26 protein-coding genes are annotated in these 26,938 nt (G+C 70.8%); 19 read left to right on the top strand and 7 right to left on the bottom strand.

All coding sequences use genetic code 11. The features are described 5' to 3' along the window. Positions 1–117 precede the first annotated feature (117 nt). The 13 genes from ACWD5F_RS02885 (at position 118) to ACWD5F_RS02825 (ending at position 13,959) form a co-directional block, all read left to right on the top strand. Positions 118–1,440 (top strand): aldehyde dehydrogenase family protein, encoded by a 1,323-nt coding sequence (locus ACWD5F_RS02885; RefSeq protein ID WP_451250431.1) that lies wholly within the window; start codon positions 118–120, stop codon positions 1,438–1,440. A gap of 185 nt (positions 1,441–1,625) precedes the next feature. Beyond that, a complete protein-coding gene (locus ACWD5F_RS02880; protein ID WP_401723617.1) occupies positions 1,626–2,336 on the top strand; it encodes a chitinase in 711 nt (236 codons plus the stop codon). Between the two features lie 171 nt (positions 2,337–2,507). Next, entirely contained in the window at positions 2,508–3,146 is a 639-nt protein-coding gene (locus ACWD5F_RS02875) for a GntR family transcriptional regulator (RefSeq protein ID WP_401723620.1), read from the top strand. Positions 3,147–3,511: 365 nt separating this feature from the next. Next, complete coding sequence (locus ACWD5F_RS02870) at positions 3,512–4,738, top strand: amino acid ABC transporter substrate-binding protein (protein ID WP_451250428.1); 1,227 nt, start codon at positions 3,512–3,514, stop codon at positions 4,736–4,738. Continuing rightward, on the top strand, positions 4,735–5,619 hold the full coding sequence (locus ACWD5F_RS02865) for a branched-chain amino acid ABC transporter permease (RefSeq protein ID WP_401723626.1): 885 nt from the start codon (positions 4,735–4,737) through the stop codon (positions 5,617–5,619). Before ACWD5F_RS02870 ends, ACWD5F_RS02865 begins: the two co-directional genes overlap by 4 nt. Further along, the gene (locus ACWD5F_RS02860; RefSeq protein WP_451250426.1) at positions 5,616–7,448 is read left to right on the top strand and encodes a branched-chain amino acid ABC transporter ATP-binding protein/permease; all 1,833 of its coding nucleotides are present in this window, start codon (positions 5,616–5,618) and stop codon (positions 7,446–7,448) included. The genes ACWD5F_RS02865 and ACWD5F_RS02860 overlap by 4 nt, the downstream gene beginning before the upstream one ends. After that, entirely contained in the window at positions 7,445–8,176 is a 732-nt protein-coding gene (locus ACWD5F_RS02855; protein WP_451250424.1) for an ABC transporter ATP-binding protein, read from the top strand. The genes ACWD5F_RS02860 and ACWD5F_RS02855 overlap by 4 nt, the downstream gene beginning before the upstream one ends. Continuing rightward, positions 8,173–9,273 (top strand): hypothetical protein, encoded by a 1,101-nt coding sequence (locus ACWD5F_RS02850; protein WP_451250422.1) that lies wholly within the window; start codon positions 8,173–8,175, stop codon positions 9,271–9,273. Before ACWD5F_RS02855 ends, ACWD5F_RS02850 begins: the two co-directional genes overlap by 4 nt. Positions 9,274–9,382: 109 nt before the next feature. Beyond that, entirely contained in the window at positions 9,383–10,585 is a 1,203-nt protein-coding gene (locus ACWD5F_RS02845; protein ID WP_451250420.1) for a DUF5624 domain-containing protein, read from the top strand. 19 nt (positions 10,586–10,604) lie between these two features. After that, entirely contained in the window at positions 10,605–11,405 is an 801-nt protein-coding gene (locus tag ACWD5F_RS02840; RefSeq protein WP_451250418.1) for an HpcH/HpaI aldolase family protein, read from the top strand. 9 nt (positions 11,406–11,414) lie between these two features. Then, complete coding sequence (locus ACWD5F_RS02835; protein WP_451250416.1) at positions 11,415–12,290, top strand: amidohydrolase family protein; 876 nt, start codon at positions 11,415–11,417, stop codon at positions 12,288–12,290. A 123-nt stretch (positions 12,291–12,413) separates the two neighbouring features. Then, a complete protein-coding gene (locus ACWD5F_RS02830) occupies positions 12,414–12,806 on the top strand; it encodes a VOC family protein (protein ID WP_451250414.1) in 393 nt (130 codons plus the stop codon). A gap of 82 nt (positions 12,807–12,888) precedes the next feature. Continuing rightward, the gene (locus ACWD5F_RS02825; RefSeq protein WP_401723647.1) at positions 12,889–13,959 is read left to right on the top strand and encodes an adenosine deaminase; all 1,071 of its coding nucleotides are present in this window, start codon (positions 12,889–12,891) and stop codon (positions 13,957–13,959) included. Here ACWD5F_RS02825 and ACWD5F_RS02820 read toward each other — a convergent pair. The 3 genes from ACWD5F_RS02820 to ACWD5F_RS02810 all read right to left on the bottom strand — a co-directional run bounded on the left by ACWD5F_RS02820 (position 13,941) and on the right by ACWD5F_RS02810 (position 17,018). After that, the gene (locus ACWD5F_RS02820; RefSeq protein WP_451250412.1) at positions 13,941–14,456 is read right to left on the bottom strand and encodes a mycothiol transferase; all 516 of its coding nucleotides are present in this window, start codon (positions 14,454–14,456) and stop codon (positions 13,941–13,943) included. The genes ACWD5F_RS02825 and ACWD5F_RS02820 overlap by 19 nt on opposite strands. Before the next feature lie 27 nt (positions 14,457–14,483). Further along, positions 14,484–15,992, bottom strand: a complete 1,509-nt coding sequence (locus ACWD5F_RS02815) for a carotenoid oxygenase family protein (RefSeq protein ID WP_451250410.1) — start codon at positions 15,990–15,992, stop codon at positions 14,484–14,486. A gap of 99 nt (positions 15,993–16,091) precedes the next feature. Beyond that, positions 16,092–17,018 carry a LysR substrate-binding domain-containing protein gene (locus ACWD5F_RS02810; RefSeq protein ID WP_451250408.1) on the bottom strand — a complete coding sequence of 309 codons (927 nt, stop codon included), beginning with the start codon at positions 17,016–17,018 and terminating at the stop codon, positions 16,092–16,094. Positions 17,019–17,145: 127 nt separating this feature from the next. Here ACWD5F_RS02810 and ACWD5F_RS02805 point away from each other — a divergent pair, with 127 nt between their 5' ends. Continuing rightward, positions 17,146–18,138, top strand: coding sequence for an aldo/keto reductase (locus ACWD5F_RS02805; RefSeq protein ID WP_401723658.1), 993 nt, complete (start codon positions 17,146–17,148; stop codon positions 18,136–18,138). Here ACWD5F_RS02805 and ACWD5F_RS02800 read toward each other — a convergent pair. Then, entirely contained in the window at positions 18,128–19,111 is a 984-nt protein-coding gene (locus ACWD5F_RS02800; RefSeq protein ID WP_451250406.1) for an oxidoreductase, read from the bottom strand. The genes ACWD5F_RS02805 and ACWD5F_RS02800 overlap by 11 nt on opposite strands. 101 nt (positions 19,112–19,212) lie before the next feature. Here ACWD5F_RS02800 and ACWD5F_RS02795 point away from each other — a divergent pair, with 101 nt between their 5' ends. Further along, entirely contained in the window at positions 19,213–20,160 is a 948-nt protein-coding gene (locus ACWD5F_RS02795; RefSeq protein WP_451250404.1) for an AraC family transcriptional regulator, read from the top strand. Here the strand turns inward: ACWD5F_RS02795 and ACWD5F_RS02790 are convergent. Both ACWD5F_RS02790 and ACWD5F_RS02785 read right to left on the bottom strand, forming a co-directional pair. After that, positions 20,150–20,437, bottom strand: coding sequence for a DUF1905 domain-containing protein (locus tag ACWD5F_RS02790; protein ID WP_451250402.1), 288 nt, complete (start codon positions 20,435–20,437; stop codon positions 20,150–20,152). The two genes, ACWD5F_RS02795 and ACWD5F_RS02790, sit on opposite strands and share 11 nt — an antisense overlap. Positions 20,438–20,538: 101 nt before the next feature. Further along, positions 20,539–20,922: a nuclear transport factor 2 family protein gene (locus ACWD5F_RS02785; protein WP_451250400.1), complete on the bottom strand. Its 384-nt coding sequence runs from the start codon at positions 20,920–20,922 to the stop codon at positions 20,539–20,541. 358 nt (positions 20,923–21,280) lie between these two features. Between ACWD5F_RS02785 and ACWD5F_RS02780 the strand changes: the two genes are divergently transcribed. From ACWD5F_RS02780 to ACWD5F_RS02765, 4 genes are read left to right on the top strand one after another with little or no spacing between them, the layout of a single operon-like run. Further along, a complete protein-coding gene (locus ACWD5F_RS02780; RefSeq protein ID WP_451250398.1) occupies positions 21,281–21,691 on the top strand; it encodes a hypothetical protein in 411 nt (136 codons plus the stop codon). A gap of 58 nt (positions 21,692–21,749) precedes the next feature. Beyond that, positions 21,750–24,089, top strand: a complete 2,340-nt coding sequence (locus ACWD5F_RS02775) for an FHA domain-containing protein (RefSeq protein ID WP_451250396.1) — start codon at positions 21,750–21,752, stop codon at positions 24,087–24,089. Between the two features lie 13 nt (positions 24,090–24,102). Next, positions 24,103–24,648, top strand: coding sequence for a hypothetical protein (locus ACWD5F_RS02770; RefSeq protein WP_451250394.1), 546 nt, complete (start codon positions 24,103–24,105; stop codon positions 24,646–24,648). Beyond that, positions 24,638–25,630, top strand: a complete 993-nt coding sequence (locus ACWD5F_RS02765) for a serine/threonine-protein kinase (RefSeq protein WP_451250392.1) — start codon at positions 24,638–24,640, stop codon at positions 25,628–25,630. The genes ACWD5F_RS02770 and ACWD5F_RS02765 overlap by 11 nt, the downstream gene beginning before the upstream one ends. On the opposite strand, the gene ACWD5F_RS02760 is transcribed toward ACWD5F_RS02765, so the two are convergent. Next, positions 25,627–26,895 carry a streptophobe family protein gene (locus tag ACWD5F_RS02760; protein ID WP_451250390.1) on the bottom strand — a complete coding sequence of 423 codons (1,269 nt, stop codon included), beginning with the start codon at positions 26,893–26,895 and terminating at the stop codon, positions 25,627–25,629. The genes ACWD5F_RS02765 and ACWD5F_RS02760 overlap by 4 nt on opposite strands. Positions 26,896–26,938: the final 43 nt, after the last annotated feature.

Here is a 26,938-nt window from a genome sequence, read left to right as displayed (position 1 = left end):
CGTGTTCTTCGGCGATGCGGAATGACTTCTGCACCTTAATGGTTGCTAAATACATCGAGTAGCACCGACCGCACCCGTCCCGGCCCGGCAGGGCCCGCGCACCACCAGCGAGGCACAGTGAACCAGTCCGCCCCCGAGCAGCCCGCCGACATCGTGGCCCGGCTGCGCGCCACCTTCCGCACCGGCCGCACCAAGCCCCTGGAGTGGCGCACCGCCCAGCTGCACCGCCTGCGCGACCTTCTCACGGAACACGGCGACGACCTGGAGGCCGCCCTCCACGCCGACCTCGGCAAGAGCGCCGCCGAGGCCCAGCGCACCGAGATCGGGTTCACGGTCCGCGAGATCGACCACACCCTCGATCACCTGGCCGACTGGCTGCGCCCCGAGCCCGCTCCGGTCCCGGAGCGGCTCGGCGCCGGCACCACGGCGTGGACCCAGTACGACCCGCTCGGCGTCGTCCTCGTGATCGCCCCCTGGAACTACCCGCTCCAGCTGCTGCTCACCCCGGTCGTCGGCGCGCTCGCCGCCGGCAACGCGGTGGTCGTCAAGCCCAGCGAGCTGGCGCCCGCCACCTCCGCCGCGCTGGCCCGGCTGATCCCCGAGTACCTGGACACGGACGCGGTCGCCGTCGTCGAGGGCGCCATCCCGGAGACCACGGCCCTGCTGGCCGAGCGGTTCGACCACATCTTCTACACCGGCAACGGCGCCGTCGGCCGGGTCGTCATGCGGGCCGCCGCTGAGCACCTCACCCCGGTCACCCTCGAACTGGGCGGCAAGTCCCCGGCGTTCGTCGACCGCGACACCGACCTCGACGTCGTCGCCGACCGCTTGGCGCGCGGCAAGTTCCTCAACGCCGGCCAGACCTGCGTCGCCCCCGACTACGTCCTGACCGACCCGGCGACGGCCACTGCCCTGGAGTCGGCCCTGGTCAAGGCCGTAGACGGCCTCTTCGGCGCCGACCCGAAGGAATCCGGCGCGTACAGCCGGATCATCAACGAGCGGCACTTCGACCGGCTCTCCGGTCTGCTCGACTCTGGGCGCGTGGTCCTGGGCGGCGACAACGACCGCTCCGTGAAGTACATCGCGCCGACCGTGCTCGCCGACGTCGACCCCGAGTCGCCGGTCATGCGGGACGAGATCTTCGGCCCGATCCTGCCCGTCGTCACGGTGTCCGACCTGGACGAGGCGATCGACTTCATCAACGAGCGCGACAAGCCCCTCGCCCTCTACGTCTTCTCCGAGTCGGACGTGACCAGGTCCCGGATCGCCGACGAGACGTCCTCCGGCGCCGTCGGCCACGGTCTGCCGCTGGCCCATCTCACCGTCTCCGACCTGCCGTTCGGCGGGGTGGGGGAGAGCGGCATGGGCAACTACCACGGCCGCTACTCCATCGAGACGTTCAGCCACCGCAAGGCCGTCCTGCAGAAGCCGCTGAGCTGACCGACCGCGTCCGACAGCATCCGAGTGGGGCCCTTCGGGGCCCCATTTCGCGCGTTCGCTACGGCGGTTGACTGGTCTACACCCTTGACTGGTACAGACCAAAGGAGTTGAGTGTGGCATCACAACCCCCCACCACGGCCGCACCCCTCGCCGGGTGCGGCCGTGCTCCGTAAAGGAGTTGATCCTTGTTCAGGCAACGCATCGCCGCGCTCCTGGCCACGCTCGCCCTCGGGAGCACCGCACTCGTCCTCCAGTCGGCTCCCACCGCTTCCGCCGCGAGCTTCGTGGTGACCGAGGCGCAGTTCAACCAGATCTTCCCGGGCCGGAACTCCTTCTACAGCTACAGCGGTCTGACCGCCGCGCTGTCGGCCTACCCGGGCTTCGCGAACACCGGCTCCACCACGGTCAAGAAGCAGGAGGCCGCGGCCTTCCTGGCCAACGTCAGCCATGAGACCGGTGGGTTGGTGTACGTGGTCGAGCAGAACACCGCCAACTACCCCCACTACTGCGACTGGAGCCAGTCGTACGGCTGTCCGGCAGGACAGGCCGCCTACTACGGCCGTGGTCCCATCCAGCTGTCCTGGAACTTCAACTACAAGGCAGCCGGCGACGCCCTGGGCATCAACCTGCTGGGCAATCCCTGGCTGGTCCAGAACGACTCGGCCGTGGCCTGGAAGACCGGCCTCTGGTACTGGAACACCCAGCGCGGTCCGGGCACCATGACGCCCCACAACGCCATGGTCAACAGCGCCGGCTTCGGCCAGACCATCCGCTCCATCAACGGCTCGCTGGAGTGCGACGGCCGCAACCCCGCGCAGGTCCAGAGCCGCGTCAACGCCTACAACCGGATCACGTCCATCATTGGCGTCAGCCCCGGCGCCAACCTCTACTGCTGACGGCGGTCCGCAGCGTCACGACCGCGGCGGGCGCCCCGTGCGCCCGCCGCGGCACGACGGTTCGGCGTAACATCCGTGCGGGAGTCGGGCCGGGCGTTGCCCACGGCAATGGATGCAATGTATACGTTGTCCATGCCTTCTGCCGGTGACCGTTCCGAAGAACGTCCAGGGATGCACAACCAGGCCGAGATCGCCTATCGGCGGCTGCGCGAGCGGCTCCTCGACGGGCACTACGCCCCTGGCGACCGGCTCACCGAGCTGGGCATCTGCGAGGACCTCGGCATGAGCCGGACCCCGGTCCGCGAAGCGCTGCGCCGACTGCAGAGCGACGGTCTCGTCAGCTCGACCGGCAGGGGAGTGGTCGTCAGCTCGCTCTCCCCTCAGGAGATGCTGCACGCCACCCAGTTGCACGGTGCGCTGGACGCGCTCGCCGCCAAACTCGCCGCCACCGCACAGCGCGACGGGCAGCTGTCCCCGGCGCAGCTCAGCGGGTTGAAGGAGGCGTCCCGCCGGGTGGAGGAGCAGGGCGAGACCGGCGATCCGGCGGCCACCTGGCGCGCGAATCTCGACTTCCACATGACGCTGGCCCGTCTCTCGGGCAATCCGCTGCTGGTGGACACGCTCGACCGCATCTGGACGCGGTTCGCGATCGTGAGCCTCAGCAACATCAACCGGCGCAGCGACCTCACGCCCCGCCAGCACGACGCGATCGTGAGCGCCATCGTCGACGGCGACCCCGAGCGGGCGGAGGCCGCGGCGGCCGAGCATGTCCGGGAAGCGGCGGCGATGTACGAGGAAGGGCCCCGCTGACCGAGGGGTGAGCGACCCCCGGGTCCGGCCGAGCGCCGAGCCCGGCCCGCACCCATGCCCTCGGCGCCCCGGGCCTCGCGCAACCGCGCCGCCAGGTCGTCCGAGCCTTTTGCGGCAACCCTTGTCCGAGCCCTTGTCGAGTCTTCGCGTGCAATGTATACATTGCACATCAGCGGCAAGGGCGCCTGCGGGCGGCCCCGGCCGAAGGACTCACCACCGGGCGTGTCCGCACGTCCGGGGAGACGCTCAACGCGCACGGGACATGCGCCAACGGTCGCCTCCGGAACCGAATCTGACGAGCCGTCACCGCTTCCGGTCGCCGCCTTCCGTCTCGCCATCACGATCACCAATTCGAGGTGAATGTCATGCCAGGATTCGGCCGAAGCGGACGACCCACCGCCCTGCTCAGCGCGACCGCGGCGGTACTGCTGCTCGCCACGGCGTGCGGCTCGGGGACGGGATCGAGCAGCGGTTCCATCAAGATCGGCGCCTCGCTGCCGCTGTCGGGCCCGGTCGCCGACGCCTCCAAGCCGGCGTACGAGGGCTACAAGGTGTGGCTCGACCAACAGAACGACAAGGGCGGCCTGTTGGGCCGCAAGGTCGAGCTGAAAGTGCTCGACGACGGCTTCGACCAGAACACCGTCGTCACCAACTACAACCGCCTCATCAGCCAGGAGCGCTCCGACCTGCTGCTCGGAACCTTCTCCTCCAAGCTCAACCTGCCGGCCTCGGCGGTGGCCGAGCGCAACAAGATGCTCTACGTCGAGCCCTCCGGCGGCGCCGAGGAGATCTTCACCCGCGGCTACGACTACCTGTTCTTCGCCCAGCCCAGCACCTCGCTCGACCTGCCGGACCAGTTCGTCCAGTACATCAAGTCGCTGCCGGCCGACCAGCGGCCCAAGACCGCGGCCTATCCCACGCAGGACGACCCGAACACCGACGTCACCATCGAGGAGTTCCGCAAGGAGCTGACCGCGCTCGGCGTGAAGACGGTCTACAGCGAGAAGTACGCGCCCGAGACCGTCAACTTCGACCCCATCGCCAGCGCCATCGCCCGCAAGAAGCCCGACCTGATCATCCATGGCGCGGTCACGGCGGGCGACGGCGCGGGCCTGGTCAAGGCCCTGCAGAAGCAGCAGTTCAGCCCCAAGATGATGTTCCAGACCAACGCCCCGAGCCTCATCGGGTCCTACCCCAAGGCGATCGGCGAGAAGAACACCGAAGGCATCTTCACCTCCGCCGCCTGGAGCCCGAAGGCCGACTACAAGGGCAACGCCGAGTTCGTCGCGGCGTACACGAAGGCCTACGGCGCGGCGCCCGGCGACGACGCGGCGAACGCGTACACGGCAGGTCAGGTGCTGGAAGCCGCGGTCGAGGCCGTCGGCAGCCTCGACCAGGACAAGCTCGCCGACTGGCTGCACTCGCACACCGTGCAGACCATCGTGGGCCCGCTGAAGTGGGACGAGCGCGGTGTGCCCGACGGCAACATGCTGCTGGCCCAGTGGCAGGGCGGGAAGTTCGAGTTCGTCGCGCCGGCCGGCCAGAAGACCGTGGACACGGTGGTCAACCCCAAGCCCGGGTGGTCCTCGTGAGCGAACTGCTCCAGACGCTGATCCTGGGACTCCTGATCGGGGGCGTGTACTCCCTCGCGGCCTCCGGCATGACCCTGATCTTCGGCGTGATGAAGGTCGTCAACCTCGCCCAGGGCGGCATGCTCATCCTCAGCGCGTACCTCACGTACACCCTGTGGGACGCCACCGGCATCGACCCGCTGCTCCTGGTGTTCATCACGACGCCCTGTCTGCTGGTCGTCGGCTGGGCCACGTACTACGTCTTCATCGAGCGGTCGCGGACCACCGATCCGTCGATGGCGCTGGTCACGACCTTCGGGCTCACCCTCGTCATCAAGGGCGTCATCGCGCTGATCTGGGGAAACGAACCGAAGTCGGTCACGCCGGGCTACGCCAACCGCTCCTTCTCGGTCCTCGGGCTGAAGTTCCCGCAGGCCCAGGTGTACGCCTGCCTGGTCGCGGCCCTGGTGCTCACCGGGCTGTACCTGCTGCTGCGCCGCACCTGGCTCGGGCGGTCCATCCAGGCCACCGCCTCCAGCGCGGAGGGCGCCCGGCTCATCGGCATCGAGGTCCGCACCGTCTGGGCCGCCGCCTACGCGCTCGGCGTGGCGGCGGCGGGGGCGGGCGGCACGCTGCTGAGCGTGCTGTACCCGTTCATGCCGAGCTCGGCCGACCACTGGATCGGCCTCGGGCTGTCGATCATCGTGCTCGGCGGCATGGGCAGTCTGGCCGGCAGCGTGCTGGGCGCCCTTGCCATCGCCCTCGCCGAGTCGCTGACCTCCACCTACATCGCCCCCGACTGGGCCGCGGGAGTCCCGTACCTGGCCATCATCGTGGTGCTCGTGGTCCGCCCGCAGGGCCTGCTGGGTGCCCGGCTGCGAGAGGACATGAGCCGCGCATGACCATCAACCGCCTGCGCATCTACGGAATCGGCCTGGCCGCCGTCGGCCTCGCCGTCCTCCCGCTCGTCAACGACAACGCCTACGTGCAGAACATGGCGATCATGGCGTTCCTGCTGGCCGTCATGGCGTCCGGCTGGAACATCATCTCGGGCTACGCCGGCTACATCTCCCTGGGACAGAGCGCCTTCCTCGGCGTCGGCGCCTACACCACCGCCCTGATCTCGATCCACACCGGTGTCTCCCCGCTGCTCGCGGCACCCGTGGGCGGTGTCGTCGCGGCGGCCTCCGCCCTCCTGCTGGGTCTCGTCGGCCGGCGCACCCGGGGCATCGCCTTCGTCATCATCAGCTTCGCCTTCCTGGAGTTCATGTCCCTCGTGGTCTCCAACTGGGGCTCGCTGACCAACGGCAACCACGGACTCGCGCTGCCGCTGCCGAGTTGGGACCGCGCCTACCTCAACTGGCCCTTCTACTACTACCTGTTGGTCCTGCTGATGCTGACCGTGTGGGGTTCGTGGGCGATCCGCCGCTCCAAGTTCGGCATCGGCCTGATGGCGCTGCGCGACGACGAGTCGAAGGCCGACGGCATCGGACTACGCACCGACCGCTACAAGATGTTCGCCTTCGCGGCCAGCGCCTTCCCGATCGGGGTCGCCGGCGGGATCTACGGCTACTACATCGCCTTCCTCGAACCGGCGGCGATGTTCGACATCATCATCGCGATGCAGATCGTGCTCGCCGCGCACCTCGGCGGGGTGGGCACGCTGTGGGGGCCGGTGCTCGGCGCCTTCATGCTGGAGCCGCTGAACCAGCTCACCAACCAGACCCTCAGCGGACCGGACGCGGGTTCCTGGCGGCTGATCATCTACGGGGCCCTGCTCGCGGCCATCGTCCTCTTCTTCCCCAAGGGCGTGCTCACCGAGGGCGCTGCCTGGCTGGCCCGCAGGCGCCGCACCGGGCCGCAGGCGAAGGCCGGCACCCGACTGACCCCGGTCCCCGCCCACCTGCCCGCCACCGCGCTGGTCCGCGACCGGGCCCCTGTGACGGCCGAGGCGCCGCTGCTGCGGGTGACGGATCTGAGCAAGTCCTTCGGCGGGGTGCGAGCGGTGGACGGTTGCTCGTTCACCGTCGAGCGCGGCTCGATCACCGGGCTGATCGGGCCCAACGGGTCGGGAAAGACAACGGTGTTCAACCTCCTCGACGGCTCGCTCGCCGCCGACCAGGGCACCATCCAGCTGGGCGAGCGGCGCATCGACCGGCTGCCGCGCTGGCAGCGCGCGCACGCCGGACTCGCCCGCACCTTCCAGGCGACCAGGGTCTTCCCGCAGCTCACCGCGCTGGAGAACCTCGCCGTGCCCAGCCGCTCGTTCTCCACGACCGGTCTCGCCGCCTCGGCGATCAGCGGCAAGGAAGCGGTCCGGGCCCGCGAGTGGCTCGACTTCGTCGGCATGGCGGCCTACGCCGAACACCGCGCGGGCGATCTGTCGTACGGGCAGCAGAAGCTCGTCGAACTCGCCCAATCGCTGATGCTGGAGCCCGAGTTGCTGCTGCTCGACGAACCGGCCGCCGGTATCAACCCGGCCCTCGTGGAACGGCTCGGCGACATCATCCGCAAGCTCGACGAGGCCGGCACGACCGTACTGATCGTCGAGCACAACATGCCGCTGGTGCTGTCGCTGTGCGACCACATCCACGTCCTGGCGCAGGGGCACGTCATCGCGAGCGGCCCGCCCGGACGGATCGAACAGGACCCCGCCGTGCTGGACGCCTACCTCGGCGACCACACGCCGGGACCGGGCACCAACCCGGCGACCTCTGGAGCCACCGCATGATCACCTTCAAGGACCTGGTGGTCGGCTACGGACGCGCCGGCGACATCCTGCGCGGCGTCGACTTCACCGTCGCCGAGTCCGCCATCACCTGCATCGTCGGACCCAATGGCGCGGGCAAGTCCACCGTCCTCAAGGCGTGCAGCGGACTGCTGCGCCCGCGCGCGGGCCAAGTGCTGCTCGGCGACGAGGAGATCGGCGGCCGGCCACCCGCGGAGATCCTGCGCCGCGGTGTCGTCCAAGTGCCCCAGCACCACGGGCTGTTCCCGTCCCTGAGCGTGCGCGAGAACGTCATGCTCGGCGCGTACGTCAACCGCAAGGAGCGGGCCCGCAACCGGCAACGGTACGAGGAGATCGCCGAGTTGTACCCGCTCGTCGCCGAACGCGCGGACGACAAGGCCGCGTCGCTGTCCGGCGGTCAGCGCCGCACCGTCGAGTTCGCGCGCGCCCTCATGCTGCGCCCCAAGGTCGTCCTCCTCGACGAGCCGACCCTCGGGCTCGACCCCAAGGCGAGCAAACAGCTCGCCGACTCCGTCACCACCCTCAACAAGGCGGGCGTCACCGTCCTGATGGTCGAGCAGAACGTGCGCTTCGGCCTCACTCTCGCCGACCACGCCGTCGTCATGGAGGGCGGCCGGGTCCTGCACACCGGCGCCGCCGACGCCCTGCTCGCCGACCCGCACATGGCCCAGCTGTTCTTCGGAGCCCCACCCCGGCAGGAAGCGTCATGACCAGCACCCACCTGAACCTGATCCAGACCATCCCGGCCTCCGGCGCCCGCGCCGCCCAACCCTTCACCGTCGGCGGCCTGGACCTCCTCGCGATCCCCCAACTCGCCTACGACGTCCCCGGCAGCCCCGCCCACATGAACGGCGGCGACAGCGAGACCGAGACCCTGCTGCTGCGCCGGGAAGGCGACCGGTTCGAGCCGTGGGGGAGTCTCCCGGACCCCGGTGGGGAGGACGCCGAGTTCTTCACGATCGGGGACCGGTCCTTCCTCGCCGTGGCGAGCATCCGCAACGGTGCCGGGCCCTACGAGTACGCCATCAGCTCCATGCTCCACGAGTGGGACGGCATCCGGTTCGTGCCCTTCCAGGCCTTCGACGGGTTCGCCGCGAAACAGTGGAAGCACTTCACCGTCGACGGCCGGCACTTCCTCGCCCTCGCGCAGGGCGTCGCGCTCCCGCACCTCGCCGACCAGAACCGCCCCTCGGTCATCTACGCCTGGGACGGCACCCGCTTCACGCACTTCCAGGACATCCCCTCGCGCTGGGGGTACAACTGGCACGCGTTCACGGTCGGCGGCCACACCATGCTCGCCCACGCCGACCATGTGGACCCCAGCGTCCTGTACCGCTGGGACGGGACCCGGTTCGTGCCGCACCAGACGCTCGCCCCCGTGGCCGGCCGGGCCTTCGCCACCTTCGACGATCCCGCCGGCAACGGGACGTACCTCGCGGTGGCCCGCATCGACGACGGCTCGCAGGTCCTGCGCTGGGATCCCGCCGCCGACCGGTTCGTGGAGCACCAGAAACTCACCGGCGCGGGCGCCCGTGAACTCGCCGTCCTGCGCACCGACCGCGCGCTCTACCTGATCCGCGTCAACTTCATCCACGGCACACCGGCCGATCCCACGGCCGCGCTGATGTCACAGCTCTACCGCTGGGACGGGGACCGACTGGACGTGGTCGAGGAGTTCCCGACGACCGGCGGCACCGACATCGCCGTACTCCCGGGCGCGACGGGCCCGTTGATCGTGCAGACCAACGCGCTGTCGGCCGATCTGCGCTTCGCCGCCGAGAGCCGTGTCTACCGCTTCGCCGACTGAAGCCGCCGCCCTGCCGGCGGCCCGTCGCTTCGCCGACCGAAACCGCCGCCCCGCCGACGGTCCACCGCCGCGCGGACCGAAGCGCCCGCCCCGCGAAGGAGAGATCGACTTGTCCGAGCACGAGAGTCGCGAACTCATCGACCTGTTCACCGCGTACACCGCCGGCCCCCACTCCATCGGAGCGCATCTGCGCACGGCGGCGGCCCGGTCCCACGAGCGTGATCCCCTGCTGGTGGTGACCGGCGCCGACATGGCCCTGTACCCGGGTGACGGACGGCCGCCGACGGTCCTGCCCTACCGGCTCAGCAACCGCGGCTTCAAGGAACTGGCCGCCGTCTCCCACCTGGGCACGGCCCTGGCCTCGCTCGTCGAACTGCACCGCCACGACCCCGGCGGCGTGTGGCAGGCCGACGCCGAGAACCTGCTGCATCAGGTACGCCGTTCCCGGGCCGCCAACAGCACGGCGCTGTGGCGCGACCGGATCGCGGCGGTCGCCCACCGGGGCCGCGAAGAGTCCATCGCGACGATGGTCGACTACGCCTGCGCCGTGACCGAGCGGTACCTCGTGCGCGCCCTGACCGACCCGTCCTGGCTCGACCACCGGACGCTGCGCGAGGAGTACTTGGAGGACGGCAACCCTGAACTCCCGGTGTCCTTCAACCGGATCATGGTCGCCACGTTCTTCCTGGTCGGGATGGACAACGCGCACCGGCTCATCGCCTGGTGCGACGACCAGGACATCGACTGGGCCCGCACCATGGTGGTCGTCGTCGGCCAGATCGGGCGCCCCACCGCCGGCGTCACCTGGCGCACCAACGGCGTCGCCGGCACCGTCCTGGCCGCCTCGCGGCACACCCTGCCGCTGGACCGCCTCTACATCGCCCCGCACGCCCGCGGCTTCGCCACGCCCACCGGGGGAGACCTCAGCGAAGTGCGGGCCCTGGAGCCGGTGTTGCGGCAACTGTGGGCCGGCACCCGGGTGACGGTCGAGCTGGGCGGGTCGATGTTCGAGGGCTACCCGGCCTTCTCGCCCGGCGACGACCGGCCCGGGCTCCTGGGCGAACGGACGGTCTCACGGGCCGACGAGGTCATCACCGAACAGCCCCGCATCCGTTCGCCCAAGGACTGGTTCACCCTCGTCACGCGGCTGCGGCTGGTCATGGAGGACCCGCGCCAGCTGCTGTCCGGCGCGGTCACCGACTACGCGGCCCAGCAGCTCATCGAGCACGGCAACGACCCGCGCGCCCTCACCGTCCCCGGTCTCGACGACGAGCCCTACCCCGCCTACGGCTCCGTCTCCGCGGCGGCCTGACCCGAAAGCGACCGAATCCATGCCTCAACTCCCTTCCTCCGAAGGATTCCTGGAGCGTCTGCACGCCGGCGAACCCACCCTCATGCTCACCGTCCGCACCGGCCGGACCCTCGACGTCGTCCACATCGCCCGCTCCAGCGGACACCACAGCATCCTCGTCGACCTCGAACACTCCACCATGTCGACCGACACCGCCGCCCAGTTGTGCACGGCCGCCGACAGCCTCGGCCTCACGGCACTGGTCCGGGTCCCCGAGCGCGAGTACGGAATGATCGGCCGCCTCCTCGACGGCGGCGCGCACGGGATCATCGCACCCCGCGTGGAGACGGTCGAGGAGGCATGGGACGTCGCCCGCGCCTGCCGGTTCGCGCCCCGCGGTCAGCGTTCGCAGACCAACATGGTCCCCCAACTGGGCATGCGTCCCACACCCGCACGGGACCTCAACCCCGCACTCGACGACACCACGATCGTCCAGATCCTCCTGGAGACACCGGCCGGCATCGCCAACGCGGACGAGATCGCCGCCCTCGACGGCGTGGACATGCTCGCCCTCGGCGCCAACGACTACACCGCCGAACTGGGCGTGCCGGGACAGTACGGCGACCCGCGCGTCCGCGATGCCGTGGAGACGCTGGCGGACGCCTGCCGCAAGCACGGCAAGCTCATGGTGCTCGGCGGCATCGGCGACCCCGCGCTCCTCGACACCCTCGTCCCCCTGGGCGTCAGCCCGCTGCGCATCACCGGCACCGACAGCGCCCTGCTCTTCGAGGCCGCCCACGCGCACGCCCAGCAGGCACTCGCCGCGTTCCCCCGACACTAAGGACCGACGATGACCGCAGACCTCCCCCAGCCGACCCCCATGCGCGCCGCCGAGAGCAACACCAGGCCCCGGTTCAAGGTGCCGCCCAACAGCTGCGACACCCACTTCCACGTCTTCGAGCCCGGGTATCCGACGGTCCCCGACCCGCTGTACGGATTCCCCGACGGCACGCTCCAGCAGTACCTGCGGATGACGGAATGGCTCGGCATCGAGCGCATGGTCCTCGTACAGCCCACGTACTACGGCACCGACAACAGCCTGCTCGTCGACGTCCTGAAGAAGGTCGGCCCGCGCTGCCGCGGTGTCGTGCGCATCGAAGAGGACGCCACCGACAGGGAGTTGGGCGCGTACCACGAACTGGGGGTGCGGGCGATCCGGCTCGACCTGTTCGCCCGGGCGTCCTGGCCGACCGCGGACATCATCGCGTACGTCCGCAGGATGGCCGACCGGGCACGTCCGCGCGGCTGGCACCTTCAGTTCTACACGCCGGGGACGGTCGTACGGGATCTGCTGCCGTTCTTCGCCGACCTCGAGGACACCTTCGTCATCGACCACATGGGATACATGAAGGAGTCGGACGGGCTGACCCGGGCGGACTTCGACCGGCTGGTGCGGGTCCTGGACGGGGGCAGCTGCTACATCAAGCTCTCCGGTCCCTACCGCATCGCCAAGGACCAGCCGCTGTCCACCGTCGCACCCCTCGGCCGGGCGCTCGTGGCCGCCCGCCCCGACCGTCTCGTGTGGGGCTCGGACTGGCCGCACCTGACCGACGGACAGCGGGACACCGGCGAACTGCTCGACCTGCTCGCCGACTGGGCACCCGAGGAGGCCGACCGCAGGCAGATCCTGGTCGACTCTCCCGCCCGGCTGTTCTACGCCGACTGACCTCCGCTTCTCCCAGGCTGCCCCGCCGGTCGGACGACCCGCGGGGCATACACTTGTCCTGCGCCGCGTTTTACGTATAACCTCACCCGTCAATCGCCCGCGCACCCGCACAGAGAGGCCCCGATGAGACGCATCGCCCTGGTCACCCTCGTCGTCGACGACTACGACGAGGCGATCCGCTTCTACACCGAGGCCCTCGGATTCCGGCTGGTCGAGGACGAGGCGCGGCCGGACGGTTCCCGCTGGGTCGTCGTCGAGCCCGGGACGGACGGCACCGGCACGGGGCTCCTGCTGGCCCGCGCCAAGGACGAGGCGCAGGGCGCCAGGGTCGGGGACCAGACCGGCGGACGCGTCGGGTTCTTCCTGCACACCGACGACTTCGCCCGCGACCACGCCCGGATGCTCGCCGCCGGTGTGACGTTCCTGGAGGAACCCCGGCACGAGAGCTACGGCTCCGTCGCCGTCTTCCAGGACCTGTACGGCAACCGCTGGGACCTGCTCCAGCCCGCGGCCTGATCCGCCCTCGCCCAGCGCCTGATCCGCCCCGCTCCCCGCCCGACCCGAACCCGCTCACCGAACGACCGAGGAACGACCCCACATGTCTTCTACGCGCATAGACGCCGACGTCATCCGCCGCCTGCCCAAGGCCGTCCTGCACGACCACCTCGACGGCGGCCTGCGTCCCGCCACCGTGGTGGAGCTCGCGGCGGAGATCGGTCACACCCTGCCCACCACCGACCCGGACGAGCTGGCCGCCTGGTACTTCGAGGCCGCGAACTCCGGCGACCTGGTGCGCTACATCGCCACCTTCGAGCACACCCTCGCCGTGATGCAGACCCGCGAGGGCCTGCTGCGCACGGCCGAGGAGTACGTCCTCGACCTGGCGGCGGACGGTGTGGTCTATGCCGAGGTGCGCTACGCCCCCGAGCTGAACACCAAGGGCGGGCTCGCCCTCGCCGAGGTCGTCGAGACCGTCCAGGAGGGGCTCGCGGCGGGCATGGCCAAGGCGGCGGCCGCGGGCACCCCGGTGCGGGTCGGCACGCTGCTGTGCGGGATGCGGATGTTCGACCGGGTCGGTGAGGCGGCCGACCTGGCCGTGGCGTTCCGGGACGCGGGTGTCGTCGGCTTCGACATCGCCGGCGCCGAGGACGGCTTCCCGCCCGCCGACCACCTCGACGCCTTCGAGCGACTGCGCCGCGAGAGCGTGCCCTTCACCATCCACGCCGGTGAGGCGCACGGACTGCCCAGCATCCACCAGGCGCTCCAGGTCTGCGGCGCCCAGCGCATCGGGCACGGCGTCCGCATCACCGAGGACATCGTCGACGGCAAGCTCGGCCGGCTCGCCGGCTGGGTCCGCGACCGCCGGATCGCCCTGGAGATGTGCCCGACCTCCAACCTCCAGACCGGCGCCGCCACTTCGATCGCCGAGCACCCGATCACCGAGTTGAAGAACCTCGGCTTCCGGGTCACCCTCAACACCGACAACCGGCTGGTGTCCGGTACGACGATGACCCGGGAGATGTCGCTGCTGGTCGACGAGGCCGGCTGGACGGTCGAGGACCTGCGCGCGGTCACGGTGAACGCGGTCAAGAGCGCGTTCATCCCGTTCGACGAGCGCAGGTCCCTCATCGAGGACGTGGTCCTGCCGGGTTACTCCGCCTCGCTCTGAAGCATGCCCCGCAGATAGGCGGCCTGTCCGACGTGCTGGAGATCGTCGGACAGGACGCTGACCAGCCGCACCCCGAGGGTGACCGGCGGGTCCCAGCGCTCGTCCACGACGCGTTCGAGGTCCTCGGCGGCCAGATCGCGCAGCACGGTGAGGGTCTGCGCGTGGACGGCGTCGTAGTAGCCGGTCAGCAGTTCGCCGTCGTCGACCCGCACCTTGGCGACCTTCGCGGCGCTGTGGCCGTAGCCGATGTCGTGACGGGGCAGGTCGAGCGCGAACCGCTTCTCCCAGTCCTGGGTGAGCCAGACCTGCTCGATACTGAAGGCGTCGGCGACGTGGTCGTCCTGGACGCGGGTGAGATGCCAGACGAGCCAGGAGATGGAGTTGGCGTCGGGCGTGGGACGGGTGTTGAGGAGGCCGGGGTCGAGCCCTTCGACCGCGTTGTGGACCTCTTCCTGGATGCGGCTGTAGGAGTCGATGAGGATGTCCTTTGCATGCATGCCCCCACCCTCGCAAATCCCGATCGCTCACGCGTCCGGAATCCAGCTCCCGTGGAAACCCAGCGGCACGCGCCCCGGCAGGTGGATCCGCGCCAACGGTTTGCCCGTGAAGTCCTGCGCGGCGAGGATCACCAGGTCGGCCGCCCCGCGGTCCGGGTTGTGCGCGTACGCGATCGCGTAGCCGTCGTCCTCTGCCTTGGCGCCCCGGCGGGGCACGAACACGGCCTCGCCCGCCGCCGCGCCGCGCGGCAGCCGGTGGACCTGGGTGGTCCCGCGCAACAGGTCGTGCTTGATCAGGGCGTTGCTGAACGCGCTGTCCGGCGGCGGGTTGCCGTCCACGGCCAGGTACGCCGCTGTCATCTCGGCCGACGCCGCCGTGTACGCGTACCGGTGCCGACGCGACACCAACTCCTCGCGGACGCGCGGGAATTCCTGCGGCCGGTCGTCGATCGTCCGGGTCTGCACCCGCCCGCCCGGCACGTCGATCGTCCAGCGCTCCAGTGAGGCGGTACCCGCGCCGTAGGGGCCGTCGGCGCCGCGTCCCGCGACGTAGAAGGGTGCCGGGTAGGTCGTCATGTCGACGACCACGGACGAGCCCTCGTCGTAGGCGTTGAGGGTGTGCGAGTAGTACACCGGATCCACTTCGAACCAGCGCACGGCGCCGCCCTTGCGCGGCAACAGGCCGACCCGCATGGGGTGTTGGTCGTTCCAGATGTAGGGCACGATGTCGCCGCGTTCGGCCGCCGCCGGGTCGAAGGTGATGGGCACGTCGAAGATCACGACGTACTTCTCGGTGAGCGCGAAGTCGTGCATCATCGGCGCGTCCGCCACCGGGATCCGGGTGGTGCGTACGACCCGTCCGGTGTGGTCGATGACCTGGTGCCGGACGTGGTCCCAGGTCGGGTAGTAGGCGATCGCGTGCAGCTCCCCGGCCACCGCGTCGAACTTGGTGTGCGCGGTGAAGGCACCCTCCAGCGTGCCCCGGAAGTCGTACGTGCCCACGGTGTTGAGCTCGTGGTCGAGTTCGTACGGCAGCGGCCCGCTCTCCTGGAGCGCGAGGATCCGGCCCCGGTAGGGGATCACATGGGTGTTGGAGGGGAAGTCGTCCGGCGGTACCGGGCGGGGGTAGGGCTCGCCCAGCTTCTTCGCGACCTGTGAGGAGCGGATCCACCGGTTGCGGTACCACTCGGCGCGGCCGTCCCGCAGTCGCACGCCGTGCACCATGCCGTCGCCGAGCATCCAGTGATGGGCCCGTGGGTCCTCCAGGCCCAGCACGTTCGGGCCGTTGCGCAGGTACCGGCCGTCGAGGTCGCGCGGGATGCGCCCGGTGACCGGCAGGTCGAAGGCGGTCAGCTCTTCGGTGACCGGCTTGAACGCGCCCTCCAGGAACGGAAAGTGACGCGTCGTCACCTCCTGTTGAAGTTGGGGCTGCCGGGCAACTGCCGACGCTTGGAGGCTTCCCGTGCCGATGAGCCCGCCCGCAGCCGTGATCGCCGCCGCGCCGCGCAGTACGTTCCGTCGTGTGTGGTCGCTCATGTCCCGTACTCCTGATCGCAGTTGTCGTGAGGAACAGTCACGAGTCTGCGATCAGGAACGGGCCCGGTCAGGAGGGGTGAACACCCTCCGGGGGTGGTGCTAGACCCCCTGTTGCGGCCGCTCAGTTTCCAGCCCACCCGTTTCGAGCCTGCTCGTCTCCAGCAGGGTCATCAGCGCCCGGGCCGCCGGACTGGTCGCCTGGGGCGGGGGCAGCAGCGCCACGGTCTCGTAGACCGTCTCGCCGGTGCCCTTCACGGGCAGCGCGGTGAGCCGGTCCCGCTTGTGCCGGAAGTGCCGGGGCACGACGGCCACGCCGAGGTTCTCGTCCACCAGGTCCAGGAGGCTGTGCACGTCGTTCACCTCCAGCGCGACCGTGCGCCGCACGCCGGCGGCGGCGAAAGCGGTGTCGGTGGTGCGGCGCGGGCCCCAGTCCGGGTGGAAGTCGACGAACACCTCGCCGCCGAGGTCCTCCGGGGTGACGGCCGCGCCGTCCCGCGCCAGCCGGTGGGTCGGATGGCACAGCACCGTCATCGGCTCGGCGGTCAGCGCCACCGAGCGCAGCTGGTCGGTGTCCGCCTGTGTCCGGTAGGCGAAGGCGAGGTCGAGACGCCCGGCCGCGACCTCCTCGGCCAGCTCGCCCGAGCCCGCCTGCCGCAGCCTGATCTCGACGTCCGGGTGCCGGTGCCGGAACGCGGCGAGCAGCTCCGCCACGTGCACGCCGGCGATGCACTGCTCGGTGCCCAGCGCGAGCGTGCCCCGCAGCACCCCCTGCACGGCCGCGACCGCCTCGTGCGCCGACCGCACCTGGGCGAGGATCCGCTCCGCCTCGCCCAGCAGGGCCCGCCCCGCCTCCGTCAGCGTCACCCGGCGCGTGGTCCGGACGAAGAGAGGCGTCTGAAGCTCCCGCTCCAAGGCCCGGATCGAGGCGGACAGGCCCGACTGGGACACCAGAAGGCGTTCGGCGGCCCGGGTGAAGTGCTGGTCCTCGGCGACCGCGACGAAATGCTGGAGATGGCGCAGTTCCATGATTGAGAAGCCTAGCCGCTGAGTTCCATCGGATTCTCCTGTTGGACCACTGCCCGCAGGTCGCGCGAGAGTGGGTACCCGGTTCCCCGGAACCGTCTTTTCGTGTGCCAACCCCTCTGGAGTCGCGTTGTACACCGCACACCCCGACCGCTACGCGGACATGCCCTACCGGCGCACCGGACGCAGCGGCCTGAAGCTTCCCGCGATCTCGCTCGGCCTGTGGCACAACTTCGGGCCCGACCGTCCCGTCGAGACCCAGCGGGCCATCCTGCGCCGCGCCTTCGACCTGGGCGTCACGCACTTCGACCTGGCCAACAACTACGGCCCGCCGCCCGGCGCCGCCGAGTCCGCCCTGGGTGAGGCGCTGACGGCGGACTTCGGGGGCCTCCGGGACGAGCTGGTGATCTCCACCAAGGCCGGCTATCTGATGTGGCCGGGCCCGTACGGCGAGTGGGGCTCCCGCAAGTACGTGCTGTCCTCGCTCGACCAGAGCCTGAGCCGCATGGGTCTGGACTACGTCGACATCTTCTACTCGCACCGCCCGGACCCGGAGACTCCCCTCGAGGAGACGATGGGCGCCCTGCACACGGCGGTCCAGCAGGGCAAGGCGCTCTACGTCGGCCTTTCCAACTACTCGGCCGAGCAGACCCGCGAGGCCGCCCGCATCCTCGGCGAGCTGGGCACCCCGCTGCTGATCCACCAGCCGCGCTACTCGATGCTCGACCGGCGTCCCGAGGACGAGGGCCTGCTCGACGCCCTCGACGAGCTGAAGGTCGGCTCCATCGTCTTCTCCCCGCTGGAGCAGGGCCTGCTCAGCTCCCGCTACCTCGATGGCATCCCCGAGGGCTCCCGGGCGGCGAGCGACAGCCCGTTCCTGAACTCGGACGCGGTCACCGAGGACCTGGTGGGCCGGCTGCGCGCCCTCGACGACATCGCCAAGGGTCGCGGTCAGACCCTCGCCCAGCTGGCCCTGGCCTGGGTGCTGCGCGGCGGCCGGGTGACCTCCGCGCTGGTCGGCGCGAGCAGCCCGCAGCAGATCGAGGACAGCGTCGCGACCACCCGCAACCTGGACTTCGACGCCGACGAGCTGGCCCGCATCGACGCGATCGTCAAGCAGTAAGCCGCTCGCTGACCTCCCAGAGGCGGGCCGCCGCCACCGGGTCGACGGCGTAACCGAGGACGCCGGGCGTCTCCGCACCGGCCCGCCAGGCGTCCTCGTCCGCGGCGGCCACCAGTGGGCTGATGTCGCAGTTCTCGCAATAGTCCCCGCCCAGCCCGTCGAGCTGAGGGCTGGTCGCGCACCAGACACTGGTGGCCGCGCCCTGCTCGATCGTCTTCAGCTGCCGGGCGGGGTCGCGGACCGGGCGGCCCTCCTCGTCGACGGCTCCGGCCGCGCGGATGACGTCGTCGGAGATGTGCTTGGCGAGCCCGGTGTCGATGATCGTGCCCGGGTGCACGGAGAAGGCCCGTACGCCCTCGGCCCGTCCGCGCCGGTCCAGCTCCACGGCGAAGAGCGCGTTGGCCGTCTTCGACTGGCCGTAGGCGACGAAGGGCTCGTAGGGCCGGTGCTCGAAGTTCAGGTCGTCGAAGTCGACGCCGGCGAAGCGGAAGCCCCGCGACGAGACCGAGACGACCCGTGCGCCCCGGGCTGCCACCAGGGCGGGCCACAGCCGGGCCACCAGCTGGAAGTGCCCCAGATGGTTCGTCGCGAACTGCACCTCGTACCCGCGCGCGTCCCGCGTCAGCGGGGTCGCCATGATCCCGGCGCTGTTGACCAGGATGTGTAGCGGCCGTCCGGACGCCAGGAACTTCTCCGCGAAGGCGTCGACCGACGCCGGATCCAGCAGGTCCAGGTGCGCGACCTCCACTCCGGGCACGTCCTTGAGCGCGGCGGCGGCCCGCTCCGGATCCCGGGCGGGTACGACGACCTCGGCGCCGGCGCCCCGCAGGACGCGGGCCGTCTCAAGCCCGATGCCGGAGTAGCCGCCGGTGACGATCGCGACCTTGCCGGTCAGATCGATCCCCTTGATCACGTCCTCGGCGGTGGACGCGGCACCGAAGCCGGAACCCAAGGGACGTTGTGCGGTGGTCATGTCTGGTCTCTCCTCGATGTGAGCCTTCCCGACCACCGTAGGACGCCGGATCCGCACGATGAATGCTTGAGGATCCGCATTACTTGCGTGATAGTTCGAGCATGTCCGCAGACCCGCTGTCCGACGCCCTCGCCGTCGCCGACGCCCGCAGTGTGCTGTCCGGAGGTTTCACGGCCGGCGGGGACTGGGCGATCAACCTGCGCGGCCGCGACCGGCTGAAGGTGAACGCCGTGGTGCGGGGCGAGTGCCGGCTGCTGCGCGAGGCGGGCGGCGAACCCGTGCGGCTCGCCGAGGGCGACGTCGTGGTCTCCGACGGCGCGAAGCCGTACGTCCTGTGCAGCCGGCCCGGCATCCGGCCGCTGGACTCCGCCGACGTCACCGTCGACCCGGTCACCCGCATGGCCCGGCTCGGCGACGGCGAGGCGGACGTCGTCTGCGTGTCCGGGCACATCGACCTGAGCCGCGACCGCGGCGACCTGCTGCGCCGGGCGCTGCCGGAACTCGTGCACGTACGGGCCGACATGGCCGAGGCCGGGGCGCTGCGGTGGCTGATCGGGCAGCTGGCGGAGGAGATGAGCACGCGCCGCGCCGGGGTCGAGTTCGCCTCGGACCACCTCTCGCAGCTGATGTTCGTCCAGGTGATGCGGGTCTGCCTGGCCGAGGCGGAGGGGCTGCCGCCCGGCTGGCTGCGCGCGCTGGCCGACGAACGGCTCGCCCCGGCGCTGCGCCTGATGCACGAAGACCCGGCCCACCCTTGGCAGTTGGCGGAGCTGGCCCGGGCGGCCGCGATGTCCCGCACCACGTTCGCCGTACGGTTCAAGGAGGCGGCCGGGGTGCCGCCCCTGACGTATCTGCTGAACTGGCGCATGAGCCTGGCCGCGCGGTCCCTGCGGCAGGACACCGCCCCCGTGGCGGAACTCGCCCGCACCGTCGGCTACACCTCCGAGAGCGCCTTCAGCAACGCCTTCAAGCGGACGGTCGGCGTGGGGCCGCGGCGGTACCGGGAGGAAGCGGCAGCGGTGCGGGAGGAGGCCGCGGCTAGGAGTTGAGCCGCTCTTCGAGGCGTACGGTCACCCGGTCGCCATCCGTCTTGCCGATGGCCTTGCGCAGCTCGGCCTTCACGGGCAGCTTGTGCGTGCCGTCGCCCAGTGCCATGAACGAGCTGCGGAACGGATGTCCGTCGATCGTGCCGCGCACCTTGACCAGCCCGCGGGTGCCGAAGAACTCCACCGACCGCGGCCAGACCAGATAGGTCCAGCCGCCTTCGTTCGGGCTCTTGACCAGGACCGCGGTGAACTCCTCGGCCAGCTTCTCGGTCGTCGTCATGATCGTCTCCTCGCTCCCGGCGGCCGGGTACGCGGCCGTGTGCTCTGCCGTGTACTCAAGAGACCACCGGGAGCGGGAAAACTCATCGCGGACGCCGGCCCTCAGGCCCCGGCGGGCACCCGGTCCAGGAAACCGAGCACGGAACGGATCCGCCCGTCCGCGTCCAGCGTGATCACGTCGAAGCCCGCCACCGGCGCCGAGCCGTCGGCCTCGTTCACCAACTCCCAGGCGAACCGGGCGGTTTCATGGTGACCGTCCACCGCGCCGGCGAGCTTGAAGGAGAACCCGGGGAACTGCTCGTGCGCCCCCGCGATCACGGCCGCGATCTGTTCGTGCCCGCTGACGTCGACCAGCGGGTCCGTGTAGCCTCCGTCCGCGGCCCACGCGGTGGCGACCGCCTTCGCCAACTCCTCGGGTTCGCCCGCGTTCCAGGCCTCGAAGTAACGGGCGGCGGCAAGCTCGTAACGGTCGGTGTTCGCGGACATGGCGATCAGCCTCCATCGAGGTGGTCGTTGCTGGTCAGGACCCGTGGCCGCGCTCTCGGCGACCCGGTACAACCACCCTGCCCGGCCGTGCGCCGGACGTCGATTACCTCTCGGGTAATGACGGGACCCATCACATTTCGGCCAACTCGACCTGTGAATATGCCAGGAGAGTGGCCGGAAATCCATGGTGACAGTGTTTCGCAAGTGAACATACTCAACTGTAAGGAACTTCACATCGGGCGAAGAACCGATCACGCACAGCAGTTGGGTAAACCCAGAGCGACACCGCAGCACAGCACATGAGCCGCACCGAAAGCGAGGCCTGCCGGCAGGCGTAGGAAGCGACGGGGGAGCGAACGTGCATGACGAGTTCTTATGCCACGTGACGGCATACGGCACCTGCGCGGGCGAGCGCATCGGCGTACCCCTGGGCACCTACCGCGCCCCCACCCTGGCCCTCGCCCTGTGGTGGCTGCGGGACCGCGCGAACTGGATCGCCGACCGTCTGGATCCCCTGCCCGAAGCCGAGCACTTCCCGCCCAGCTCCCTCGTCCCGGTCGCCGCCACCGTGCTCGACGTACCCGCCGTGCTGCGCGCCTGGTGCGGCGATGTCACCCAACAGGAGCTGGTGGCCAACGAGTTGGCCGCCGGACGGCTGGTGCGGATCGCCCTCTATGACGACACCACCGAGTACGAGCTGATGGCCGAGTCCATCGACGCCCTGCGCATGCAGCGGATGAGCCCCGGACTGTACGTCTCCGTCGGCTGACCGGCGGCCTGCTCCCCGCGCCGGGCGCACATGGGTGCGAATCGGTAGAATTTCCCGCATGGCAGAGCGGGTGATCGCGCCGAGCGCGCCCGAACTCGTCCTGGAGACCGACACGGGCTCCACGGTGATGAGTCCGAGCCACGACTACCACGTCGGTCGCGACCCGATGTGCGACATCGTCATCGATGACGCCCGGGTCTCCTGGCACCACGCGGTGCTGCGTCCCGAGGCCGACCACTGGACCCTCGCGGACGAGAACAGCACGAACGGCACCTACGCGGACGGCCGCCGCGTCCACGAGTGGGGCGTCGGCGCCGGCAGCGTCATCCGCTTCGGCAACCCCGCGGACGGCCCCCGCGCCGTCCTGCTCGACCGCCCCGCGCCGGCCCCGGAACGCCCCTCGGCGGTCTCCATGCCGGGCCTCACCAGTACCTTCCGCCAGCCGACCACCGTACGGCCGCTGCCCGCCCGCACGGTCCGCATCGGCCGCGGCCCGGACAACGACCTGATCGTCGACGACCTGGTCGCCTCCCGCCGGCACGCCGAGCTGCGCGCGCTGCCCGACGGCAGCTACGAGATCGTCGACCTGGGCAGCCACAACGGCACCTTCCTCAACGGCTCACCCGTCACCCGCGCCCCGCTCGGCCCCGGCGACATCGTCGGCATCGGCCACTCCGCGTTCTGCCTGGTGGGCGACGAGCTCCAGGAGTACGTCGACACCGGCGAGGTCTCGCTCGACGTCCAGGGCCTCACGGTCGCCGTCGACCGGGGCCGCAAGACCCTGCTCGACCACGTGGCGTTCCCGGTGGGGGAGAAGTGCCTGCTCGCGGTCGTCGGCCCCAGCGGCGCCGGGAAGTCCACGCTCCTGGGTGCCCTCACCGGACAGCGCCCCGCCGACCACGGCACCGTCCTCTACGACGGCCGCGACCTCTACCGCGACTACGCAGAACTGCGCCAGCGCATCGGCCTCGTCCCCCAGGACGACATCCTGCATGCCCAGCTCACCGTCCGCAGCGCCCTGTCCTACGCCGCCGAACTGCGCTTCCCGCAGGACACCGCGAAGGCCGAGCGGCGGGCCAGGGTCGACGAGGTGATCCGCGAACTGGGCCTGGAGGAGCGCGCCGGACAGCACGTGCACAGTCTGTCCGGCGGGCAGCGCAAGCGGGTCAGCGTGGCCCTGGAACTGCTGACCAAGCCGTCCCTGCTCTTCCTGGACGAGCCGACCTCGGGCCTGGACCCCGGCATGGACCGCTCGGTGATGCACATGCTGCGCGGCCTCGCCGACGACGGCCGCACGGTCATCGTCGTCACCCACAGTGTCATGAGCCTCGACGTCTGCGACCGGCTCCTCGTCCTCGCCCCCGGCGGCAAGGTCGCCTACTACGGCCCGCCCGAGGACGCCCTCGCCTTCTTCGGCTTCGAGCAGTGGCCGGAGGCCTTCGAGGCCTTCGAACGGGACCGCGACCGCGACTGGGCGGGCGACTTCCACGCCTCGCCCTTCCACCGGCAGTACGTCGCCGACTCCTCCGCACAGCCCCGCGTGGATCGGTCGGGCCCGGTGGTGTTCACCCCGCCGCCCCGTCCACGCAGTCGAAGTGCCCAACTCCGCACCCTGATCCGCCGCTACACCGCCGCCCTCGCCGCCGACCGTACCTTCCTCGCCATCATGATCGCGCTGCCGTTCGTGATGGGCGCCATGGCCCGGGCCCTTGCGGGCAGCAAGCTGACGCAGGAGACCGCGATGAATGCGCTGCTCATCCTGTGCGTCGGCGGAGTCCTCACCGGCGCGGCCAACGCCGTGCGCGAGCTGGTCAAGGAACGCACCATCTACCAGCGCGAACGGGCCGTCGGTCTGTCCAGATCGGCGTACCTGCTGTCGAAGGTCGTCGTGCTCGGCACGATCACCGTTCTCCAGGCGGTCGTACTGACCCTGGTGGCGCTGCTCGGCGTCGACCTCAACGCGCCCGGCGGCGAGGGCGTGTTGATGCCACCCCTTGTCGAAATCACGGTCGCCGTGGCCCTGTTGGCGTTCACCGCCATGATGCTCGGCCTGTTGGTCTCGGCGCTGGTGCGCAAGGAGGAGGTGACGATGCCGTTGCTGGTGCTGCTCGCCATCGTCCAAGTCGTCTTCTGCGGCGCCCTGTTGAAGCTGGACGGTGTGCCGGGCCTGGAGCAGCTGTCCTGGCTGGTGCCCTCCCGCTGGGCGCTCGGTGCGATGGCCGGGACCGTCGGACTGTCCCGGATCGTGCCGGGTGAACTGACCGGCGACCCGCTGTTCCGGCACTCGACCGGAGTGTGGCTGCTCAACATCGGCATGCTGATCGTCCTGTCGGCGGTCTTCGGCTGGGCGGTCTCCCGGCTGCTGCGCCGGCACGAACCCGCCGTGATGCGGAAGTAGGGGTGGCCGCCCGATGACGACCCCCGGCTTCCGGCCCACCCACGTCGTCCCCCAGCACGGCATGCCCGCCTGGGAGGCCCCCGACCCGGCCCGCCCCACCATGCCCCTCGATCCGCTGCTGCCGGTCCAGCTCGTCGAACGGCGCGGCGACTGGGGACACGTCCAGTGCGCCAACGGCTGGTCGGCCTGGGTCGACGGACGTCACCTGGTCGCGGTACCCCAGGACCCGCCCACCACCGGCGACCCCGAGGCCCGCACGGCCGACCCACGCCCCCTCATCGCCCGTGCCGAACAGGCGCTGGCCCACTACCGGGGTGCGGTCGAGGAGTTGGCCGGCGGCGGCCTCGACGGTGAGACGTTCCGCGTCCGCACGCGGGGACTGCGGATCGGGATCGTCGTCGACGGCGAGTCCGTGTGGCTCTACGACACCGACCACGGCCGCTGGGTCTACGGCGACGGAACCCGCCTGAGCACCTACGCCACGGACGACGGACCCCGCGCCGCGGCACCGGACCCCGGCCACGCCCCCACCCAGGTCGTGAGCCCCGATGGCCCGTGACACGAGCCTTTTCTCGGGCCGCCCCTCCGAGCTGATCGGCCGGCAGGTCGCCGGCTACCGCATCGAGCGCGAGATCGGCCGGGGTGGCATGGCCGTCGTCTACCGGGCCCGCGACCTGCGCCTGGACCGCGCGGTCGCGCTCAAACTGCTCGCCCCGGAACTCGCCCGCAACGACACCTTCCGGCTCCGCTTCACCCACGAGTCCCGGGCCGCCGCGGCCATCGACCACCCGCACATCGTGCCGGTCTTCGAGGCGGGCGAGACGGACGGCGTCCTATACATCGCCATGCGCTACGTCGAAGGCAGCGACCTGCGTCATCTCCTGGACCGCCAGGGCCCGTTGGCGCCGCCCGCCGCCCTGCGCATCGCCGCGCAGGTGGCCTCCGCGCTGGACGCGGCGCACGATCACGGACTGGTCCACCGGGACGTGAAACCCGGCAACATCCTGGTCGCCCGCGGCACCGACAGCGACCACCCCGAGCACGTCTACCTCACCGACTTCGGCCTGACCAAGAAGTCCCTGTCGCTGACCGGATTCACCTCGGTCGGCCAGTTCGTCGGCACCCTCGACTACGTGGCCCCCGAGCAGATCTCCGGCCGCCCCGTCGACGGCCGCTGCGACGTCTACGGCCTGGCCTGTGTCGTCTACGAGTCCCTGGCGGGCCGCCCGCCCTTCTGCCGCGACGACGACATGGCCCTCCTGTGGGCCCACCAGTACGACGAACCGCCCCCGCTGACCGAGTCCCGTCCCGACCTCTCCGCACCGGTCGACGCGGTGTTCGCCAAGGCCCTCGCCAAGTCCCCCGACGACCGCCACGACTCCTGCCTCGCCTTCATCACCGCCCTGCGCTCCGCCACGAACGGCGAACTTCTGGACGCCCACCCACCGACCGAGGTGGACCTGCGCGTGGTGACCCCGGGGGAGGACCGCCCCGCACCACCGCCACGCTGGGCGGCGCCGGTCTTCGGAGGCCGCCGCTAACGCCCGGCCCGCGCACCCCGCCGCCGCACAGGCTTCGCCAGGAGCGCGCCCAGGAAGCCCGCCACCAGTCCCCACGCCAGGGCGAGGCCCAGCGCGGACCACACCTTGGGCTTGAGGAACAGGTCCCCGGACAGACCGCCGCCCAGGTCGCCGATGCCGAGGACCGAGAGTCCGTAGTGGGCGGAGATCCGGCCGACCAGGCAGATCATCAGGACCGTCAGCGCCAGGGCGACGGCCATGTGCAAGGCGTGCTGCCAGGTGCGGACCCGCGCCGGGGAACGGGCGGCCATCACGAACGCCGCGGCCAGCAGCAGGACCGCGTCGACGGCCACCAGCCACCACACGTTGCCGTCGTGCTCGGCGAGGGTGCGCACGTTGAGCGTGGAGACGTCCGGTGTGCGCAACACCTCGTCCAGGACGTGGGGCATGGGCAGGCCGAACGGTCCCTCCACCCGGCCACTCCAGGTGACACCGAGGCCGAGCGTGAAGGCGAGCCAGACCAGGTTGGGCAGACCGAGGAGAAGCACGGCGAGCGTCTCGGGGGCATGCCCCTTCGTCGCCGCGGTGACGAGCGCGACGAGGACGCCGAGAACGACGTACGCGAGAAGCAGGACGACCATGGCGTACGCGGCCGGGCGCACCGATTCCTGGAAGCGCAGCAACCGCCCCGGCAGCGGTGCCCCGCGCGAGACCAGCAGGGCCAGCACCAGCACGCCCGCCAGCCACAGCAGGCCGAAGAACAGGGTCTGCGGCACGTCCGTCGTGAAGCCGACCTCGGGCGACGCGTCCAGGAGGTCGCCGAGATCGCCGAGCGTGCTGTCACCGACCGAGAGCTTGAAGGTCTGGCGGGCGCCGAAGGCCAGGCCGAGCAGCGCGAGCAGCCACAGCACCGCGAGCCTGACGGCCCAGCCGACCAGCTCCGGCGCCCCGGCGACCGCCCGGTGCCGCAGCGGTCGTAGAAAACCCGCGGCGAGGACGAGAGCGCCGGCGAGGGTCACGGAGAGCGGGATGACCGTCAGGCCCGCCTTGGTGTCGGCGAGGTCGCCGGCGTTCCCGGAGAGCTCGATCGTGCCGCCGACCGCCGTGACCACCGTCGCCGCGACCACCCGCGGGAAGGCGCCGTCCGGAAGATCCGACGCCCCGGCCGCCCACAGCCCCAGCGCCGCGACGACCCCCATCACAAGGATCGGGGCCAGTACCGCGGCCAGTGCCTGGAGCCAGCCGTGGCGGGCGAATGCCTGGTGGGAGGGGGTTCGGAGGCTCACTCTCGCCACGCTAGACAGCCTCGGCGCGGCCCGCCCGCCGGGA

This window comes from Streptomyces sp. NPDC002499 (genome assembly GCF_053595415.1).
The sequence above is the reverse complement of the archived record's forward strand: the minus strand, read 5'-3'. Positions and strand labels throughout refer to the sequence as shown.

What these genes read in the sequence shown, in the direction of transcription:
- ACWD5F_RS02855 (WP_451250424.1), top strand. Translation starts at nt 7,445, where the DNA reads ATGATCACCTTCAAGGACCTGGTGGTCGGCTACGGACGCGCCGGCGAC.
- ACWD5F_RS02800 (WP_451250406.1), bottom strand. Translation starts at nt 19,111, where the DNA reads ATGACCACCGCACAACGTCCCTTGGGTTCCGGCTTCGGTGCCGCGTCC.
- ACWD5F_RS02790 (WP_451250402.1), bottom strand. Translation starts at nt 20,437, where the DNA reads ATGACGACGACCGAGAAGCTGGCCGAGGAGTTCACCGCGGTCCTGGTC.
- ACWD5F_RS02815 (WP_451250410.1), bottom strand. Translation starts at nt 15,992, where the DNA reads ATGAGCGACCACACACGACGGAACGTACTGCGCGGCGCGGCGGCGATC.
- ACWD5F_RS02860 (WP_451250426.1), top strand. Translation starts at nt 5,616, where the DNA reads ATGACCATCAACCGCCTGCGCATCTACGGAATCGGCCTGGCCGCCGTC.
- ACWD5F_RS02785 (WP_451250400.1), bottom strand. Translation starts at nt 20,922, where the DNA reads ATGTCCGCGAACACCGACCGTTACGAGCTTGCCGCCGCCCGTTACTTC.
- ACWD5F_RS02810 (WP_451250408.1), bottom strand. Translation starts at nt 17,018, where the DNA reads ATGGAACTGCGCCATCTCCAGCATTTCGTCGCGGTCGCCGAGGACCAG.
- ACWD5F_RS02770 (WP_451250394.1), top strand. Translation starts at nt 24,103, where the DNA reads ATGACGACCCCCGGCTTCCGGCCCACCCACGTCGTCCCCCAGCACGGC.
- ACWD5F_RS02820 (WP_451250412.1), bottom strand. Translation starts at nt 14,456, where the DNA reads ATGCATGCAAAGGACATCCTCATCGACTCCTACAGCCGCATCCAGGAA.
- ACWD5F_RS02795 (WP_451250404.1), top strand. Translation starts at nt 19,213, where the DNA reads ATGTCCGCAGACCCGCTGTCCGACGCCCTCGCCGTCGCCGACGCCCGC.
- ACWD5F_RS02765 (WP_451250392.1), top strand. Translation starts at nt 24,638, where the DNA reads ATGGCCCGTGACACGAGCCTTTTCTCGGGCCGCCCCTCCGAGCTGATC.
- ACWD5F_RS02825 (WP_401723647.1), top strand. Translation starts at nt 12,889, where the DNA reads ATGTCTTCTACGCGCATAGACGCCGACGTCATCCGCCGCCTGCCCAAG.
- ACWD5F_RS02835 (WP_451250416.1), top strand. Translation starts at nt 11,415, where the DNA reads ATGACCGCAGACCTCCCCCAGCCGACCCCCATGCGCGCCGCCGAGAGC.
- ACWD5F_RS02830 (WP_451250414.1), top strand. Translation starts at nt 12,414, where the DNA reads ATGAGACGCATCGCCCTGGTCACCCTCGTCGTCGACGACTACGACGAG.
- ACWD5F_RS02850 (WP_451250422.1), top strand. Translation starts at nt 8,173, where the DNA reads ATGACCAGCACCCACCTGAACCTGATCCAGACCATCCCGGCCTCCGGC.
- ACWD5F_RS02870 (WP_451250428.1), top strand. Translation starts at nt 3,512, where the DNA reads ATGCCAGGATTCGGCCGAAGCGGACGACCCACCGCCCTGCTCAGCGCG.
- ACWD5F_RS02875 (WP_401723620.1), top strand. Translation starts at nt 2,508, where the DNA reads ATGCACAACCAGGCCGAGATCGCCTATCGGCGGCTGCGCGAGCGGCTC.
- ACWD5F_RS02775 (WP_451250396.1), top strand. Translation starts at nt 21,750, where the DNA reads ATGGCAGAGCGGGTGATCGCGCCGAGCGCGCCCGAACTCGTCCTGGAG.
- ACWD5F_RS02840 (WP_451250418.1), top strand. Translation starts at nt 10,605, where the DNA reads ATGCCTCAACTCCCTTCCTCCGAAGGATTCCTGGAGCGTCTGCACGCC.